We start from the raw sequence: 18,404 nt of genomic DNA, 5'->3' as shown, positions 1-18,404 counted from the left end.
ATGCCTAATCCCGTATCTGATAGTGGTAGCCGAGCCATTGCTTGAATTTCTTCACCACGTGCAGGCTATGACGAAGCAGATCCCTGTCTGCTCGTTCCATCAGTTTGACGTTAATCTTGTTGCTGCTGTGCTGCTGAGAAAGCCTTTGGGCTAAGCGCCACTTAAAGAATTGCTTGAGTGCTTCACTGAGATTATCGGCAGTACTTTGCTCTAATACTTTCTTGCTGACCAGCTGCTCAATGCGTTCGAAGGTGTTGTTGACCGTGACACCATGTTCTAGGCAAAGCGCTCTCACACCATGCACGATAGGGAAAATACCGCCTTGTTTGATATCGAGTCCGGACTTGGATTGCTTCACATTACCAAACAGGGTCAGGGGAACTGAGAAGTTCAGCGCCGGGCGGCAGAACTCCGTCAGAATCAATTCTTGTCCGAGCATTAAATCACTGAGGTGCTGCTTTACAGGTTTTAATAACTCTCTATTCCCCGCTACTGCGTGTGCATCTGCCATGATCGCGATATCCATCACGGTGTCTGGCGTGGCTTTTTTTACCCAATGGGTAAGGGTTTGTTTCCACTCTTGCTCTGAATGCACCCATTTCGGATTGTTGACCATCACGTTGCCCGGGCACAGTGGGTAACCCAATTGTTGAAGGGTATGAGTGAGGTCGTTCATGGCACTTTGGCATTGATGCCACTCCAAGCCATCTTGAATTATGAGCGCGTTGTCTTGATCGGTTTTGAGAATTTGTTCCCCACGGCCTTCGGAACCCAACACGATTAGGCAGCAATGATTATGCAGTGCAGGTGGTATCACCAACTCAAAAGCCTTCTCCATGATCTGTTCGTTGACCGCAGAAATCAGCTCCATGATAAAGCGTGTGCGAATCCCATTACTGAGCAAGCTCTCGACCAGTTGACGTTGTTTGTTGGATGCCATTGCCAATTCTTCAACGCTGGTGGCGCGCGCAATACGCAAAGTAAGAACGTGGGAGTGTGTGGAGAATGCACTGAGAATCTGTGTCATATCCACCATGCCGACCGCATTTTTACCATCACAAACCATCAACCTTTTTACTCGATTTCTGGTCATGGTAATCATGGCGTTAAATAAGAAATCGCCTTGGTTCACGTGCATCACCGGAAACGTTGCGATCTCACCGACAGGCGCATCCAGTGTGAAATTATCGAGCATCACAGCATGCAATAAATTGGTTCGAGTGACGATTCCATACGACAAGGAACATGATGATCCAAAAGCTTTTGGATCATCATATTCCAAATGGACTAGGGCCGAGTCTAACCCTTGTTCTTTAAGGGTTTGAGTGACTTGGTTGATCGGTTGGTTTGGTTCAAGTATCAGTGGTGGGTGATAGATAGAGTCATCCACTTTGGTTAATATAAACTCGGCAAGATTCTGTTGCTGCTGGGCGGCTTCTATCAAAGCTTTTCGTGTTGATAGGTTGCTATCAAAGTAGGCAGCGAATTGGCCATTGGCGTGGTAAAGCTCAAGAAAAATATCGGTGGGCAGCAGATAACTTAATGTATCTTCGAGTGCGATATATTGGTGTTTGGTGTGGGGTTCAAACTGGCTGCGGACATCAAAAATATCGTCATTGGCATAGTGTGCGTAAATCTCACCATCACTGCTCGCGCGCTCTTCAACAGCTCCTTTGATCAAAATATGCAGGTGTCGGCTCGGCCTTTCAGCTTCCAGTATCACTTCTTGAGAGCGGTAATACACCACGTCTAATGAAGAGCGAAGCTTCAACTGTTCGGCGTCGGACAGGCTATCGAAGGGCGGGTGCTGCATATTAAATTTGTCAGGCATAAGCATCACAAGAAGAAATGGGAGTCTTTAATCAGTCTGACAAAATACCAGCGAAGCTCCAGACGACTTTAGTCTAAATGCGAGTATGAGTATTGATGAGCGTGAAATCTCTTGTTGAAATGCGATATCCAGACCCATTGAATATGGGAATACTATCCCAGTAATAATTCCCTTTTTCATCGTATGCGAGATAGGCATAATTGGTGCTGCCTTTTTCCGCACACTTTATAGGTCATTTATGTTTAGCCCTTCACCCTATGGCTGGATCTCTCAGTATTTTCTTGGTTTCTTTTTTGCGTATGGCGTGTATTTGCCATTTTGGGCGTTGTGGTTTGAAGACCAAGGCGTGTCTGCTGGTGATATTGGCGTATTGATTGGTATCGGCTTTGCGACTCGTTGTGTGGCCAACTTAGTGATTACGCCGCGTATCCATAAAGTGGAACACTTGATGCCAGCGCTACGCTGTTTGAGTTTCGCTGCGCTGCTGTTTGTCGGTTTCCACTTCTTCACCGGTGGCAGCTTTATACTGATGTTGTTGGCAACGGTACTGTTTAACCTCTGTTGTGGGCCGATCATTCCTCTTTCTGATGCGATGGCTAACCATTACAGTCGTTTGAAAATGCTCGACTACGGCCGAACTCGTCTTTGGGGATCAATTGCCTTTATCGCAGGTTCAACGGTTGTTGGCTATTTGGTGGCACAATTCGGCACTGACATGATTTTGTATACTGCGCTTGCCGGTGTGTTGCTGTCATTGATTCTTGCGATGAGAAACCCCAATGTGATGCCAGCAACACAATCTGAGCAACAAGCGGCGCGACCAAAACTAGGTGAACTGCTGCGTGAGTCGTCAGTGGTAAAGTTTTTAGCCTTGATGGCGCTGCTGCAAGGTAGTCATGCGGCTTACTACAGTTTTAGTGCGATTTATTGGAAAGAAGCGGGTCACTCAGAAGCTATCATCGGTTATTTGTGGAGTTTAGGTGTTGTTGCTGAAGTGGCCGTATTTGCTCTGAGTAAGCGATTATTCTCAGGCTGGTCACTGCGTACTTTGTTTGTCGTCGCGGCTATTGGGGTGATGGCGCGTTGGGGTATAACCGCATCAACCACGGCGATTTTTGCACTGGTGATGGTGCAGTTGCTGCACGGTGTGACATTTGCCATGGCACACATCGCCGCGATTCAATACATCCAATCTGAAGAACAAAACAAGATGGTTGCGCTACAAGCCCTGTATAACGCGATTCCATTAGGTGCCTTTATTGCACTGATGACCACCTTAAGTGGTTGGGGTTATGAGCTTTGGGGCGCAAATATTTTCTGGGGCATGGCTGCAATGGGTGCACTTGCTCTGTTCATTAAGTTGGATGAAAGAAGTTCAGTGGTTGAGATTAATCAATCAGATTCGGAACAGTCAGAATCTCACAGCAAATGCTGATAATTAGAGTCTAAAGCACAGAATTTAAGCGATGCGATTGAGTTAATCACCCATCCTTAGTTAAATGAAACCTCTCCCTTATGGAGAGGTTTTTTTATGGATGAAAAAAGGGTTTTCAATGCAAGGATGGATAGTAATTCCAGTCTCTTTAGCCTACTTGGGCGTGTTATTTCTGATCGCTTGGTATGGAGACAGGCAGGTTCGTTGGCTATCGCGTTGGCGCCCGTGGATCTATAGCCTTTCGATTGCCGTGTATTGTACCTCTTGGACCTTCTATGGAACGGTCGGGCAGGCGAGTAACAACCCTTGGTCTTTTTTACCCATTTACCTCGCCCCGATTCTAGTCTTTACACTAGGCTGGCGGATCTTGGCGCGGCTGATCCTGATTGCGAAGCGGGAACATATCACCTCCATTGCCGACTTTATCGCGGCTCGTTATGGAAAATCTCAGGGCTTAGCGGTGGCGGTGACGGTTATCGCCGTGGTTGGTATCCTTCCTTATATTGCTCTGCAACTGCGTGGTATTACCATGGGGTTGGATATTGTTGCACCCAACCTAGCGGCTGACTTCGGTTATCAGGACTATCATGTGTCTTGGTTTGTGGTCGGTGCTTTGGCTATTTTCACCATGCTGTTTGGTACAAGACACATTGATAACACAGAGCATCACCGTGGCATGATGATGGCGGTGGCGTTTGAATCCATCGTTAAGCTCGCGGCATTCCTGATCGTTGGCCTATTCATCATGTATCTGGCGATGAGCAGCGACAAGATCGACTTGCTTGATGTGGCGGCTTCCACCTACGAATCACCCAATATTCCGACCTTAATTATTCATACCGTTTTGACCATGTTGGCGATTGTCTGTCTGCCACGCCAGTTCCATACCATGGTGGTAGAGAACGAACGCCCTCAAGACCTGCATACCGCTCGTTGGTTGTTTCCGCTTTACCTGATTTTGATGGGACTGTTCGTGCTGCCAATTGCTTGGGCAGGACAAGGACTACTTACTGGTATGCCAGCGGATACCTATGTGATCAGTGTGCCAATGTCAGAAGGCGCTAATCACATTGCCTTGCTGGCTTTCCTTGGTGGTACGTCTGCGGCAAGTGGCATGGTGATAGTGTCGACCATCGCCTTGGCGATCATGGTGTCGAATGATTTAGTGATGCCATTGTTACTGCGCCGTATGCGCCTAACTCAAAGAACCCATCGACACTTTTCTGGCCTGCTCTTGGTGATTCGCCGCGGGCTAATTTTACTGCTGTTACTGGGTGCTTGGCTGTTTTATCAGGCGCTCGATACCATCCATTCACTGTCAGCGATTGGCTTTCTTTCCTTTGCTGCGATTGCTCAATTCGCGCCAGCACTTATTGGTGGTTTGTACTGGCGCCCGGGTAACCGCAAGGGCGTGTATGTCGGCTTAATGGTGGGCTCGTTGATTTGGCTGATTACCTTGATGAGCCAAACCAGCATGTTGGCTGGCGACAGTGAAAGTAACCTTTTACTGTGGATTATCACGCCGCCAGAACTGCTCAGTAGCTGGAATATCAGCAGTTCAAACTGGGGCATTGTGCTGAGTATTGTACTTAATACCTTGTGCTATGCCGTGGTTTCGATGACGACTCGCCCAAGCCTAAGTGAGCGCTTACAATCAGCAGCATTTGTTGGCACGCCGCTGCCTGAAAACGAGAATATCAGCCTTTACCAGAACCGAGTGACGGTCGCTGAATTAGAGATGCTGGCGTCGCGTTTTGTAGGCCGTAAGCGTGCCAAAAGTGCCTTACACAGCTATTGGCAACAACACGGTCAGCCGCTGCTTCCTAATCAACAAGCGCCTGCAAGTCTGATTCGACACGCAGAGCGCGTGCTCGCCGGAGTATTCGGTGCTTCGTCTGCTAAGTTAGTACTTACTTCCGCTTTACAGGGAAGAAACATGCAGCTTGAAGAAGTCGCGACCATCGTGGATGAAGCTTCGGAACTGTACGACTTCAGCCGTGGTTTACTGCAAGGCGCGATTGAACATATTGGCCAAGGCATCGCAGTAATCGACAAACAAATGAGGCTGGTGGCGTGGAATCAGCGCTATCTAGAATTGTTTGAGTTCCCTGCTGGTTTGATACAAGTGGGCAGGCCGATCTCCGATGTGATTCGCCATAATGCTCAGCAAGGTTTGTGTGGTCCGGGTGACCCTGAAGATCATGTGCGTCGCCGTGTTTATCATTTGGAGCAAGGCACTCGACATACCTCTTCTCGCATTCGTCCTGATGGTCGAGTGATTGAAGTGCAAGGTAACCCGATGCCAAGTGGTGGCTTTGTGATGAGCTTTACCGACATCACGGTATTCCGACAAGCAGAGCAAGCGCTAAAAGATGCCAACGAAAGTTTGGAATCGAGAGTGCATGAGCGAACTCAAGAACTCGAAAAACTGAACCATCGCTTGGTAAAAGCCACGCAGATTTCGGATCAAGAATCACAATCTAAGAGTCGTTTTCTAGCCGCGGTAAGCCACGATTTGATGCAGCCGCTCAATGCCGCACGTCTATTTGCTTCGTCACTGTCTGAGGTGGCAAAAGAGCAAGAGGTGAAGCAATTGTCATCTCACATCGAGAGTGCACTTGGCGCCGCAGAAGATTTGATTGGTGACTTGCTGGATATCTCTCGATTGGAGTCCGGAAAGTTAGAAACCAACATTCACGCGATTGCCGTGCATGACGTATTAACCAATTTGAACGCGGAATTTAGCGCTCTAGCGAGACAACAGAAAATTGAGTTTAAGATGATTCCGTCGTCATTGTTCATTCATTCAGACCCTAAGCTGTTGAGGCGTGTGATTCAGAACTTTTTGACCAATGCGTTCCGCTATAACCCGGAAGGGAAAGTGGTACTGGGTGCGAGAAGAGTGAATGGACAGGTTCGAATTGATGTGTGGGATAATGGAACCGGTATCGATGAAGACAAGCAACAAGAAATCTTTGAAGAGTTTACTCGTGGCAGCCAAGTACGAGCCGATCAAGGATTGGGGTTAGGGCTGGCTATCTCGAAAGGTATTGCTCATGTGCTTGGCCATCAAATTTCGATGCGCTCATGGCCGGGGCAAGGCAGTGTCTTTTCCATCACCTTAGCTAGAGCGGAAAAAGTGGCTCCAGTTGTGCAAGCTTCGACGCCAATGGCGACCAGCGACATCGAACATCTCAAGATATTGTGTGTCGATAATGAACGAGAAATCTTAGTCGGTATGGAAAACCTGATCGGACGTTGGGGCTGTGAGGTTAAGACGGCGGTTGATTTGGTCGAAAGCTTGCAGTGCCTAGATGAGGGTTGGCTACCTGATGTGATTTTCTCTGATTACCGTTTAGATAATGGCAGAACTGGTCTGGAAGTCTTACAGCAGTGTCGCTTGCGCCTTGGTGATTCTTTTGAAGGGGTCATCATCAGTGCCGATAGAACCGATGACATGCTGGCAGCGATAAAGGCCAACAGCTTTAGCTTTATTGCCAAGCCAGTGAAACCGTTAAAACTCAGAGCGGTCTTGAATCGGGTGAGTTAGTTTAATTAACTCTTAGATATTAAAAAGGCCTCAGATGAGGCCTTTTTTGTCTCTGTTTTTTTGCGAACGCCGATTCGCTTGTTAATTCAATAACTAACCAGCAATGCCACCTTGTGTCAGTGTGGTTGGATCAAGCAGTTTACTGAGCTCTTCTCGGCTAAGATCGGTTTCTCTTTCTGCGACATCCAGAATTGGTAAGCCTTCTTTGTAAGCTTTCTTGGCAATATCAGCCGCCTTCAAGTAGCCAATCACAGGGTTAAGTGCGGTCACTAGGATTGGGTTCTTTGACAGTGCCAAATCGAGATTGTCTTGGCGTACCGTGAAGGTCGCGATGGCTTTGTCCGCTAAAGCGACTGAGCTGTTTGCCAATAACTCAATACTTTCCAACACGTTATGAGCAATCACTGGCAGCATCACATTAAGTTGGAAGTTACCTGATTGTCCGGCTACGGTAATGGTGGTGTCGTTGCCAATGACTTGCGCCGCCGCCATAGCTGCAGCTTCTGGAATCACAGGATTTACCTTGCCAGGCATGATCGATGAGCCTGGTTGTAGAGCCTGTAATTCAATTTCCCCTAAGCCAGCCAACGGCCCAGAGTTCATCCAGCGAAGATCGTTTGAGATCTTCATGATCGCAACTGCTGCCGTTTTGAGCTGACCTGACAGCGCAACGATCGCGTCTTGACTGCTGAGGTTAAAAAAGAAGTTTTCACTCGAGCTAAAACTGATCTTTGTCGATTGAGACAGGTTACTCGCAAACTTATCGGCAAAGCGTGGGTCAGCATTGATCCCTGTTCCAACCGCAGTACCACCTTGTGCTAAAGCCTTGATAGCGGGCAGGGTGTTCTCTATTGCTTGCTTAGCGTGTTCTATCTGAAATTTCCAACCACCTAGCTCTTGAGCAAAGGTCATTGGCATCGCATCCATTAGATGAGTGCGGCCGGTCTTCACGACCTCTGCAAGTTCCTGTTGCTTGATAGTGAGTGCTTCAGAAAGGTGAGTTAATGCAGGTAATAGCTTATTTTCAGCCATCAAAGCAACGCTCACTTGAATTGCGGTTGGCACCACATCGTTACTGCTTTGGCCCATGTTGACGTGATCATTGGGGTTCACGTCGCCTTGCAAGCTTCTTGAGGCAAGCGTAGCAATCACTTCATTGGCATTCATGTTGGAACTGGTACCTGAACCGGTTTGGTAGACATCGATAGGGAATTGATCGAGGTGTTTACCCTCAATGATCTCTTGGCTGGCTTCGGCTATCGCGTTGGCAATATCACCTTCCAGTAGACCTAACTGAGCATTGGTATCTGCCGCTGCCTGTTTAATTAACGCCAGTGCTTGAATAAAACTGGTCGGCATCTTGTGAGAGCTAAACGCGAAGTTATCCGCTGCACGCTGAGTTTGTGCTTGGTATAGCGCATCGGCAGGGACTTTCACTTCGCCCATGCTGTCTTTTTCAATCCGAAATTGTAGGGTCATGTTCTATCCTTGTTAGCCAAGTGGGGCTTGGACTTGTTGTAGTGTTTGGCTGAGATTCAAAAAACGCGCTTGGCCTTGAGGTTGCTGGCAGTAGTGGCGCTTCAAATAAAATAGTGGTGAGTGAATAGAGTCTAGGCAGATATGACGAAAGGCGAAACTGCGCTGAGGAGACTCAATCGCTTCAATCAAATGAAAGAAAACTTGGCGTAGATACAGCTCGCACAACAAGATGTTTTCTTGAGCGGCATGCTTTTCATAGTAAGCCGAAAGCGTCAGTGCACACTCGATATACTCTCGAATTACACACGGCTCATGGCCTTGAACTTGTTCTAATGAAGCAAAGCGATCCTGTGCTTTGTAAAATCTCGAATAGAGAACCTGCTGCTCTTTCATCATCATCTGCATCTCTTTATTGGATGTTAATGATAATTATTATCAAATAAAGTTTTAAAAACAACCCTTTGTTTATCTTTTTATAAAGTGAGCAGAAAAAGAAAAAGCCGATACACGAAGTATCGGCTTTCTGGAGTCAGTACCTAATCCCTACAATGTAAGTACTGATTCATTTTTTGCTAAACATCTTTGTTTAGTGGTCGTGCTTAGTGGTCGTGAGCTTCACCTGCACCTTTCGGGTAACGGATGTTCTCAACCATATCTTGTACATCTTGTGGTACTTCAGCAGTTACTTTGTTTACAGCAATCGATACTACGAAGTTTAGACACATACCTAGCGTACCGATGCCTTCTGGGCTGATACCAAACCACCAGTTTTCAGGTGTGCTTGCTGCTGGGTTAATGAACTTGAAGTAGATGATGTAGCTTGCTGTGAAGGCAATACCTGACAACATACCTGCAATTGCGCCTTCCTTGTTCATCTTCTTGTAGAAGATACCTAGGATAATCGCTGGGAAGAAGGATGCTGCGGCTAAGCCGAAGGCAAACGCTACTACCTGTGCTACAAAGCCTGGTGGGTTAATACCTAAGTAACCGGCACCGACAATCGCGACCATGGCTGCCAGACGAGCGGCTAACAGCTCCTGCTTGTCGGTCATGTTTGGTCTGAAGCCTTTCTTCAACAAGTCATGTGAAATCGACGTTGAGATGACCAATAGTAGACCCGCGGCTGTTGATAGTGCGGCTGCTAGGCCACCGGCTGCAAGCAGTGCTACAACCCAGTTTGGTAGTTTCGCTAGCTCTGGAGAAGCCAGTACGATGATGTCACGGTTAATCTTCATCTCGTTGCGCTCATCGCCCGAGTAGAACATTTTGCCATCGCCGTTCTTATCTTCCCAACCTACTAGGCCAGTGCTTTCCCAGTTTTTGTACCAGCTTGGTGCGTCCGCTGCAGCGACACCTTGCATGTCAGGGCCGTTGATTGTTTCGATCATGTTTACACGAGCGAATGCTGCAACGCCTGGTGCTGTTGTGTATAGCAATGAGATGAACAGTAGTGCCCAACCCGCTGAGATACGAGCATCACGTACTTTTGGTACCGTGAAGAAACGAATGATTACGTGTGGAAGACCCGCAGTACCGACCATTAGAGCCGCACAGATGAAGAATACATCTACCATGCTCTTGTTACCTTCGGTATAGGCGGTAAATCCGAGTTCTTCGGTCAGTCCATCCAGTTTATCAAGAAGGTAAACATCTGTGCCTGATAGCGTAGAGCCCATACCAACTTGTGGAAGTGGGTTACCTGTCATCATGATTGAGGTAAAGATTGCTGGAACAAGGAAGGCGAAAATGAGGACACAGAATTGAGCTACCTGCGTATAAGTGATGCCTTTCATGCCACCTAGTACTGCGTAGAAGAACACAATACCCATACCAATGATGATGCCTAGGTTAATATCAACTTCTAGGAAACGAGAGAATACAACGCCCACACCACGCATCTGGCCTGCAACGTACGTAAACGATACGAAGATTGCACAGAATACCGCTACCATACGTGCCGTTTTCGAGTAGTAACGCTCACCGATGAAATCAGGAACCGTAAACTGACCGAACTTACGTAGGTAAGGTGCTAAACATAGCGCAAGTAGTACATAACCACCTGTCCAACCCATTAGGTAAACCGCACCGTCGTAACCAACGAATGAGATGATACCTGCCATTGAGATGAATGATGCTGCCGACATCCAGTCAGCGGCGGTCGCCATGCCGTTTGCTACTGGGTGTACACCACCGCCAGCAACGTAGAACTCACTAGTAGACCCTGCACGAGCCCAGATTGCGATGCCGATATATACCGCGAAAGTAATACCGACGAGAATAAACGTCCAAGTTTGAATATCCATGTTCTAGCCTCTAGTCTTCCTGTACGTTGTATTTTTTGTCGAGCGCATTCATGCGGACAACGTAAATAAATATCAGCGCCACGAAGGTGTATATCGAACCTTGCTGAGCGAACCAAAATCCTAGCTTGAACCCGCCAAACTGAACGGTATTGAGGGCATCCACAAATAAGATGCCAGCGCCGTAAGACACCGCAAACCAGACCGCGAGCAGTGTTCCCATAATTCCCAAGTTTTCCTTCCAGTAGGCTTGAGCATGTTCCGTAGATTCGAACGCCATTGCCTTCTCCTTTATTCCGTTTTCGTAGAAACTGTTTTTGTGAAACCGTTTTGTAAAATAGCGTGTTAACGTAATGTTACGATTTAGAATGTAGCAAGGATAAGTCAAGGGATCTGTGCAACTTTAGTCGGGATGGTATTAGCGCTAATGTACTGAAATATGGGAGCTAGGAGACATAACCATAGAAAAATGTGATGTTACAATGTTGTTAAATTAGCCAAAGGTCTAACAAAAAGGGATGAATTAGACTGCGAGTCATAAAATTTAACAACTAAATGACCGAGAAACGGTATTTAGCCCTGCTTATGACACGAAGCGAAACATAAGTTTGTTATAGTAACAACGGCACTTTCACCGACCGTGCCTTGCTAAACGGCAGAAGATCAACAAGCTAGCGGCAGAAGATCAACATGCTTATATCTTGAGTTTTATTCTTTGGGGGAACGAATTGGACGCAATAACTATCAACCACTTATTTTTAACTGGTGCGGTGCTCATCGCCATCAGTGTGCTTTTCTCACAAGTGTCCTCACGATTGGGCGTTCCGATTCTTTTGATCTTTTTATTCGTTGGTATGTTAGCGGGTGAAGATGGACCCGGTAATATTCATTTCGATGATTACTCACTGACCTACTTGGTGAGTAACCTTGCGCTTGCCGTGATTCTGTTGGATGGCGGTATGCGAACCAAGGTGGCGAGCTTCAAGGTCGCTTTCTGGCCTTCGCTCTCGCTGGCGACGATAGGTGTCGCATGTACAGCAACCTTAACCGGATTAATGGCGGCTTGGCTGTTTGATTTGTCATTAATGCAGGGCATCTTGGTCGGGGCGATTGTTGGTTCAACCGATGCGGCAGCGGTATTCTCTTTGCTGAAAGGACAGAGTCTCAATGAGCGTGTTGGCTCAACCCTAGAGATCGAATCGGGCACTAACGACCCAATGGCGGTCTTCCTGACGGTGACCTTAATTGCGCTGTTAGGTAACCCTGACGCTGAGATGGGAATGAACTTCCTACTGCAAAGTTTTGCGATGCAGTTTGGTATCGGTACTCTTGTTGGTATTGGCGGCGGCTGGGTTCTATGGAGCTTAATCAATCGAGTACAATTGGCTGATGGCCTTTATTCCATTCTGGTACTCAGTGGGGGCGTGGCGCTGTTTGCGTTCTCTAACATGCTTGGCGGCAGCGGCATCTTATCGATTTACCTAGTGGGCTTGTTCATTGGTAATCGTCCGACGCGCTCTCGACACTCGATTCTTAATGTTCTTGATGGCATGACGTGGCTAAGCCAGATCGTGATGTTCTTGGTATTGGGTTTATTGGTGACGCCATCAACGTTGATGGACATTGCTCTGCCTGCGCTGGCACTGGCCTTCGGTATGATTTTGTTTGCTCGTCCGCTGTCGGTTTGGTTGGGTTTACTGCCGTTCAGAAGCTTTTCCACCAAAGAACGCTGGTTTGTTTCTTGGGTAGGTTTGCGTGGTGCAGTACCAATCATCTTAGCGGTATTCCCGATGATGGCTGGCCTGCCTAATGCTCAGCTTTACTTCAACATCGCGTTCTTCGTGGTTATGGTGTCGCTGATTGTTCAAGGCGGTAGCTTGATGAAAGTTGCAAGACTCGCTCAAGTGACTTTACCACCGACGCCAACACCGATTTCTCGTACCGGTATGGAGATTTATCCGACCAGTGAGTGGGAGATGTTTGTTTACAAATTGAAAGACGAGAAGTGGTGTGTCGGCGAGCCGCTTAAACGCTTATCTATGCCAGAAGGGACGCGCATTGCGGCAGTGTTTCGACAAGATGCCATGCTTCACCCATCAGGCAGCACCGTGTTAGAGGCGAACGATATCTTATGTGTGCTTGGTCAAGACAAAGATTTGGACAGCTTAAGTTCGTTGTTCAGTGAGGCGCCTCTAGCAGAAGAGGCGGCACGATTCTTTGGTGACTTCTTCTTGGATGTTGAGCTATCAGTTGCGGCAGTGAGTGATTGTTATGGTATTGAACTTGGCTCGGAAGAAGAGCGAGAAATGACGCTAAAACAATTGGTTGCTCAAGAGCTTGGCGCACACTCTGTATTGGGTGATAGCTTTGAGTGGCATGACATCACTTGGGTGGTTGCAGAGATAGATGATCATAAAGTCGTCAGGTTGGGTTTATGTTTACCTAAGACGACTTTAGAAGAGGATATCAGTGAAGCTTAATTGTGGACTTCTTGTAGCAAGATAACCGCTTGAGTACGATTTTTCACATCCAGTTTACGGAAGATGGCCGTCATATGTGCTTTGATGGTCGCTTCCGAAACATTCAATTCATACGCGATTTGCTTGTTAAGCAAGCCGTCAGAAAGCATCCCTAATACCTTGTATTGCTGAGGCGTCAGTGTGGAAATCTTTTCTGCAAGGTCGCTACACGCTGCATTATTGGTGATAAGCCCTTCAGGGAAGAACGGGTCGCCATTCAGCACTTGATTCAGTGCACTCACCAACTCACGCATATCACTCGACTTAGGAATAAAGCCAAACGCACCGTGGCTCTTCACCTGAGTGACCACGCTGGCATCTTCACTGGCAGAAACCACCACAATCGGTAGATCTGGGTATTCAGCGCGCAGTTGAATTAAGCCTGACATGCCATTGGCGCCCGGCATTTTCAGATCGAGCAGTAATAAATCCGGCTCGCCTTCTTTCTTTAGCAGAGTCAGTAAGGCATCGAGAGAATCGGCCTCAAGCAGGTTCGCACCACTGATCGCCATATGAACTGACTGAAACAGGGCGTTGCGAAAGAGAGGGTGGTCATCAGCAATGATGATGGTATAGGTCGAGTCCATGACGTTCATACTTTTAACAATTTAGTTAATATTTATTATCATCCTGATTGAGTATGTGGACAATATCTATGCATTAAAAGTCTGAACCATATCGACTTTTATCCCCGGAATAAGAAAGCGTTACTCTGAATAGCAAAAAAGCCGCACTGCCATCTCGTTACGGAGGGGCGGTGCGGCTTTCGATTCGGCTTATATTTTAGTGAATATTGCCGTTATAGCTGGTGGTTTTGCATGTGTTTTAAGAATACATCAGCAGGCATAAAACCGGTTACACGAGCATTTGGAACATGGTTACCCTCGCCATCCCAGAACTCAATCGTCGGTAAGCCAAGTACCTGTAATTGTTTAAGCAGTTCAATGTCTTGAGGCAGGTTTCTCGTTACATCGGCTTGTAGCAGTACAAAGTCAGAAAGCTTGTTTTCCACATCAGCTTGATGGAAGGTGTACTTCTCGAACTCTTTACACGCCACACACCAATCGGCGTAGAAGTCGAGCATCACAGGCTTACCGAGTTTCTTCGCTTCGATGAGCTGGATTTCTAGCTCTTCAACCGTGTTGATGCGTGCAAATTGGATGTGCTGTTGTTCTACCGTTACGCTCTTCTCCGCAAACCAATAGTTCAATGCAGGCTGTGCCGAAGCAAACAAGCCAAGCATCGCGATGATGCCTACCGCACTCTGCTTCCAGCCGCCGAATGGCAGTGCATTCTTGCTATGGTACAGCCAACCAAAGGCGATGAAGCCAAGGCCAGACCAAAGCACGGTTGCCCACAATTCAGGAATGATGCGCTCTAGCAGGAAGATAGGTGCTGCCAGCAAGATAAAGCCGAATACGATCTTCACCTTGTCCATCCAGCTGCCCGCTTTAGGCAATAGCTTATTACCAAATACCGCAACTAAAATCAGCGGAATACCCATACCCATGGCTAATGCATACAGAGCAATCGCACCGGTAAATAGGTCGCCACTCTGAGCCACATACAGCAGCGCGCCTGACAATGGCGCCGTGGTACAAGGTGAACACACCAAGCCAGAGATAGCGCCCATTGCGAATACGCCCAAGGTATTGCCACCTTGCTGCTTATTGCTTTGATTGTTGAGCCAAGTTTGAATGCTGCTTGGCAGTTGCAGGTTATAAACGCCAAACATCGACATTGCCAACGCCACGAACAGAACACTCAGCGCGATCAGCACGTAAGGGTGCTGCATAGCGGCTTGGAACTGCATGCCTGCTGAAGCAACCACTAAACCTAATAAGGTGTAGGTTAACGCCATGCCTTGCACGTAAATAAAGGACAGCATCAGCGCGCGACCTTGGCTGAGTTTGCCACCACCTAAAACGATACCCGTTAGAATCGGATACATAGGCAGCACACACGGCGTAAAGGCTAAACCAACACCGAGTGCTAAGAATAATAGAGGGGTCCACCAACTGTCACCGAGCTTATCGGCTAAGCCTGCTTCTTTTGAAACAGGGGCATTTGGCTGTTGAGTCGTGTTACTTACAACGTCTGCTTTCGGAGATGTTGGTTGCGTAGAAACATCGGTTTCGTTGCCAGCAGAAGATGAAGCTTGTGAGTCACTACCTTGCGAATTAGCAGAACCTGTTGCTGTGAAAGGTTCAATGTCGATGATACGAGTCTCTGGTGGGTAGCAGAACCCTGCGTCCGCACAGCCTTGATACTTAACGATCAGCTGTGAGCCATCTTGGTAACTCTGCAGAGGAACTTGCACGAATAACGGCTGAGTATAAATGCTCACTTCACCGAAGAATTCATCTTGGTGCGGCTTACCATCTTCTAATTCAACATTACCGATAGCGAGATTTTGCCCGGTGAACGAGAGGCTATGTTGATAGAGGTAGTAGCCCTCTTTTACTTGCCAGTCGAGAAGGACTTTGTCGTCTTGCTGGTAGTAATTGAAAGGGAAAGCTTGGTCTACAGGGACAAAACCATTGTTATTGCCTCCGAAGCTTGGCTCGGCGTTGTCGTTCCCAAATAGCGCCCACGCAGGCTGGGTGAATAGGGAAACACAAACAAAAAGTAATGTGGCAAGTCGTCGCATACTATTTAGTCATCAAAATGGAGTTGAAGGTATCTTAACTCAATCAGACCGTAATAGTTTGCTATTAGTTTCATCGGCAAACAAATATCCCCTAAGGCGGGATAGCGACTTTACTGGGTAATCGAGAGGGGATCTGTAGTTCAACTTGAGTTGCTTGCGCTTGGCAAAGAGACATTTAGGCAACACCCAAGCGTGCTTTTACGACTTGTTCGCAAGCATCAATATTCATCGTATCTTTTGGAATAATAAGCACAGTATCATTGCCGCCAACGGTGCCGATAATCTCAGTATGTGGGTCGATATCGACTAATCTTGCGACTAATTGCGCACAACCTGGATGAGTTTTTACGATGACCATCGCTTGGTTATGAGTGATGAATTCGATTTGCGATGAGATGGATGCATCGACACGAACCGGTGCACTTTCAACCGTGATGCAGTAAACCTTTTTACCGCAAGCATTCTGAATTTTGACAACGCCAAGCTGTGACAAAATACGAGAGACGGTCGATTGGCTGATACCTGTATAGCCAATATCGACGAGTTTCTCTCGCAGTTGATTTTGGGTCGAGAAGCTTTGTTGTTGTAGTAAGCGTTTGCACGCTGCAGTCAGTGTTTTATCTTCAGCTGAATACAAGCAACCGTGCTCAGTGATTGGGTTCATGAACAACTCCTTAAGGTCAACATGTGGTTATCGCTTGTCCATAGCGCTGAGCGTACTCCCAAAGCCGTAGAGTACGATTGTTAAATAGGGCTTACCGATGAATCCCGAAATAAAGAGGGAAGGTATGCGTGATATATGATCGTCTATCCATTGAGTCTACCACTAAAGGATAGTTATCTTTTTGAAGGGGATCACCAAATAAAATTCTAGTTAATTGCTTTTATTTTGGAGTTTTATTCTTTTGTTAAATGGATATTTATTCCAAGTTTGGCATAAATATCCATCGGTATTAGGGTGCTTTGGAGACCGTGATAATGGCGCTAAGGGTTAGCGAATTTCACTCATGATCTCGCGAGAGAATACTTTTTCACAGTAGTGACATTTTAGCTGCACGTTTTCCTGTTTTAGCTGCACTTTAAAGCTGCTTTCGACTGGCTCACCGTGTGAGATACAGTTGCTATTCGGGCAAGAGTAGACACTGTTGATTTGGTCTGGCAGTACTAATGTTAGCTTGTTCACCACCTTGTACTCTTCAATCTGATTGACCGTCGCTTGCGGGGCGTACAGAGCCAATTGGTTGGCTTGTTCCTTGGTCAGAAAGATGTTCTCAATCTTGATTAGGTCTTTGTTGCCGAGCGCTGATGATGGCAGGTTTAACCCCATAGTGATGCGCTGCTCTGTTTTATGCAGCTTGAACAGTTTGAGAATTTTAATCCCAAGATGAGCAGGGATGTGGTCAATGACGCTGCCATTACGGATCGCTTCTACTTGTAGCTGAGTTTGTTTAACCATGACTGTATCTCCTGCTTATAAAGTGTCGTTTAGAACTAGGGCTAATAAAGCTTCACGTGCATACACACCGTTTTCAGCTTGTTCGAAGTAGTAAGCGTGTGGCGTTTTATCGACGTCAGTTGTGATTTCGTCGACACGTGGCAGTGGGTGAAGCACCTTCATGTTTTGGCGAGCGTCTTTCAGCGTATCGGCCGTCAGAATGTAAGCCGATTTCATGTGCGCGTATTCTGACGCATCAAAGCGCTCTTTCTGTACGCGAGTCATGTACAGAACATCCAGTTCAGGCACCACTTCTTCAATGCTGCTGTGGGTGCTGTATTGGATGCCCATCTCTTCCAGTTCTTCACAAATGTAATCCGGCATGGCTAACACTTCTGGCGCGATAAAGAAGAAACGCACGTTGTTGAATTTTGATAGTGCTTGCGTCAATGAGTGCACGGTGCGGCCATATTTTAGGTCGCCAACAAATGCCACATTGAGGTTGTCGAGCGTGCCTTGCGTCTCGTAAATCGAGAATAGATCCAACAAGGTTTGCGTTGGGTGCTGATTGGCACCGTCGCCACCATTTACAATTGGCACACCGTTAGAGAACTCAGAGGCTAAACGTGCTGCGCCTTCTTGTGGATGACGCATCACAAAGGCATCAACGTAAGAAGAGATAACTTGCACCGAATCGGCAAGTGTTTCGCCTTTTTGCGCCAATGACGTGTTACCGCCATTATCAAAACCGATGACAGTGCCACCTAGGCGTTGAACTGCGGTTTCAAATGAAAGACGAGTTCGAGTTGAAGGCTCAAAGAAGCAGCTCGCAACGACCTTATTTTTCAGCAGTTCTGGGTTTGGCTCGGCCTTGAGTCTTGCTGCTGTGTCGACGATAAGCTCCAGTTCATTACGAGTGAGCTCGGGTATGGAGATGATGTGCTTGTTAAATAATGAATGCGCCATAACGGGTCTTCCTTCTATGCATACAGTCAAATTGCGGACAAAAAAAAGCCCCCTAAAAATAGGAGGCTTCGAAACGATCAATAGAGCAAAATAAAAATGACACCAACGCCACTCTTTGGCGTGTGGTTTGACAATTATGTGCGACAGAATTGCGGTTCATTTTTTGCTCTCTTTAGACAAATTGCGGAGGATTATACTTAGATAAAAAGGCCATGCAATACTTTCTGTAAAGTATTCAT

General features: G+C 47.0%; 13 protein-coding genes. 3 read left to right on the top strand and 10 right to left on the bottom strand.

Annotation, left to right across the window (positions count from 1 at the left end):
- Positions 1-4 precede the first annotated feature (4 nt).
- A complete protein-coding gene (locus AB6E30_RS13830) occupies positions 5-1,837 on the bottom strand; it encodes a DUF294 nucleotidyltransferase-like domain-containing protein (protein ID WP_372103962.1) in 1,833 nt (610 codons plus the stop codon).
- A gap of 232 nt (positions 1,838-2,069) precedes the next feature.
- Here AB6E30_RS13830 and AB6E30_RS13825 point away from each other — a divergent pair, with 232 nt between their 5' ends.
- Both AB6E30_RS13825 and AB6E30_RS13820 read left to right on the top strand, forming a co-directional pair.
- On the top strand, positions 2,070-3,266 hold the full coding sequence (locus AB6E30_RS13825) for a 3-phenylpropionate MFS transporter (protein WP_372103949.1): 1,197 nt from the start codon (positions 2,070-2,072) through the stop codon (positions 3,264-3,266).
- 118 nt (positions 3,267-3,384) lie between these two features.
- Positions 3,385-6,816 (top strand): PAS-domain containing protein, encoded by a 3,432-nt coding sequence (locus AB6E30_RS13820; RefSeq protein WP_372055022.1) that lies wholly within the window; start codon positions 3,385-3,387, stop codon positions 6,814-6,816.
- A gap of 93 nt (positions 6,817-6,909) precedes the next feature.
- On the opposite strand, the gene AB6E30_RS13815 is transcribed toward AB6E30_RS13820, so the two are convergent.
- From AB6E30_RS13815 to AB6E30_RS13800, 4 genes are all read right to left on the bottom strand, one after another.
- Positions 6,910-8,295 (bottom strand): lyase family protein, encoded by a 1,386-nt coding sequence (locus tag AB6E30_RS13815; RefSeq protein WP_017063661.1) that lies wholly within the window; start codon positions 8,293-8,295, stop codon positions 6,910-6,912.
- Between the two features lie 12 nt (positions 8,296-8,307).
- Positions 8,308-8,694, bottom strand: a complete 387-nt coding sequence (locus AB6E30_RS13810) for a hypothetical protein (protein WP_372103946.1) — start codon at positions 8,692-8,694, stop codon at positions 8,308-8,310.
- A 200-nt stretch (positions 8,695-8,894) separates the two neighbouring features.
- Positions 8,895-10,598 (bottom strand): sodium:solute symporter family protein, encoded by a 1,704-nt coding sequence (locus AB6E30_RS13805; protein WP_017062715.1) that lies wholly within the window; start codon positions 10,596-10,598, stop codon positions 8,895-8,897.
- A 10-nt stretch (positions 10,599-10,608) separates the two neighbouring features.
- Positions 10,609-10,875 carry a DUF4212 domain-containing protein gene (locus AB6E30_RS13800; RefSeq protein ID WP_010435433.1) on the bottom strand — a complete coding sequence of 89 codons (267 nt, stop codon included), beginning with the start codon at positions 10,873-10,875 and terminating at the stop codon, positions 10,609-10,611.
- 448 nt (positions 10,876-11,323) lie between these two features.
- On the opposite strand from AB6E30_RS13800, the gene AB6E30_RS13795 reads away from it, so the two are divergent.
- Positions 11,324-13,075, top strand: coding sequence for a potassium/proton antiporter (locus AB6E30_RS13795; RefSeq protein ID WP_136979831.1), 1,752 nt, complete (start codon positions 11,324-11,326; stop codon positions 13,073-13,075).
- Here AB6E30_RS13795 and AB6E30_RS13790 read toward each other — a convergent pair.
- The 5 genes from AB6E30_RS13790 to pyrB all read right to left on the bottom strand — a co-directional run bounded on the left by AB6E30_RS13790 (position 13,072) and on the right by pyrB (position 18,165).
- Positions 13,072-13,701: a response regulator transcription factor gene (locus AB6E30_RS13790; protein ID WP_017062717.1), complete on the bottom strand. Its 630-nt coding sequence runs from the start codon at positions 13,699-13,701 to the stop codon at positions 13,072-13,074. The two genes, AB6E30_RS13795 and AB6E30_RS13790, sit on opposite strands and share 4 nt — an antisense overlap.
- 212 nt (positions 13,702-13,913) lie before the next feature.
- The gene (locus AB6E30_RS13785; RefSeq protein ID WP_372103943.1) at positions 13,914-15,764 is read right to left on the bottom strand and encodes a protein-disulfide reductase DsbD; all 1,851 of its coding nucleotides are present in this window, start codon (positions 15,762-15,764) and stop codon (positions 13,914-13,916) included.
- 175 nt (positions 15,765-15,939) lie between these two features.
- Positions 15,940-16,428 (bottom strand): arginine repressor, encoded by a 489-nt coding sequence (locus AB6E30_RS13780; RefSeq protein ID WP_017063664.1) that lies wholly within the window; start codon positions 16,426-16,428, stop codon positions 15,940-15,942.
- A 327-nt stretch (positions 16,429-16,755) separates the two neighbouring features.
- On the bottom strand, positions 16,756-17,220 hold the full coding sequence (gene pyrI, locus AB6E30_RS13775) for an aspartate carbamoyltransferase regulatory subunit (RefSeq protein WP_059021942.1): 465 nt from the start codon (positions 17,218-17,220) through the stop codon (positions 16,756-16,758).
- Between the two features lie 15 nt (positions 17,221-17,235).
- Complete coding sequence (gene pyrB, locus AB6E30_RS13770; RefSeq protein WP_372103941.1) at positions 17,236-18,165, bottom strand: aspartate carbamoyltransferase; 930 nt, start codon at positions 18,163-18,165, stop codon at positions 17,236-17,238.
- Positions 18,166-18,404 lie beyond the last annotated feature (239 nt).

Source organism: Vibrio sp. 10N.247.311.12, assembly GCF_041467515.1.
In the GTDB taxonomy this organism is placed as follows: domain Bacteria; phylum Pseudomonadota; class Gammaproteobacteria; order Enterobacterales; family Vibrionaceae; genus Vibrio; species Vibrio crassostreae_C.
Note: the sequence above shows the minus strand (reverse complement) of the source record. Positions and strands in the feature narration are given on the sequence as shown.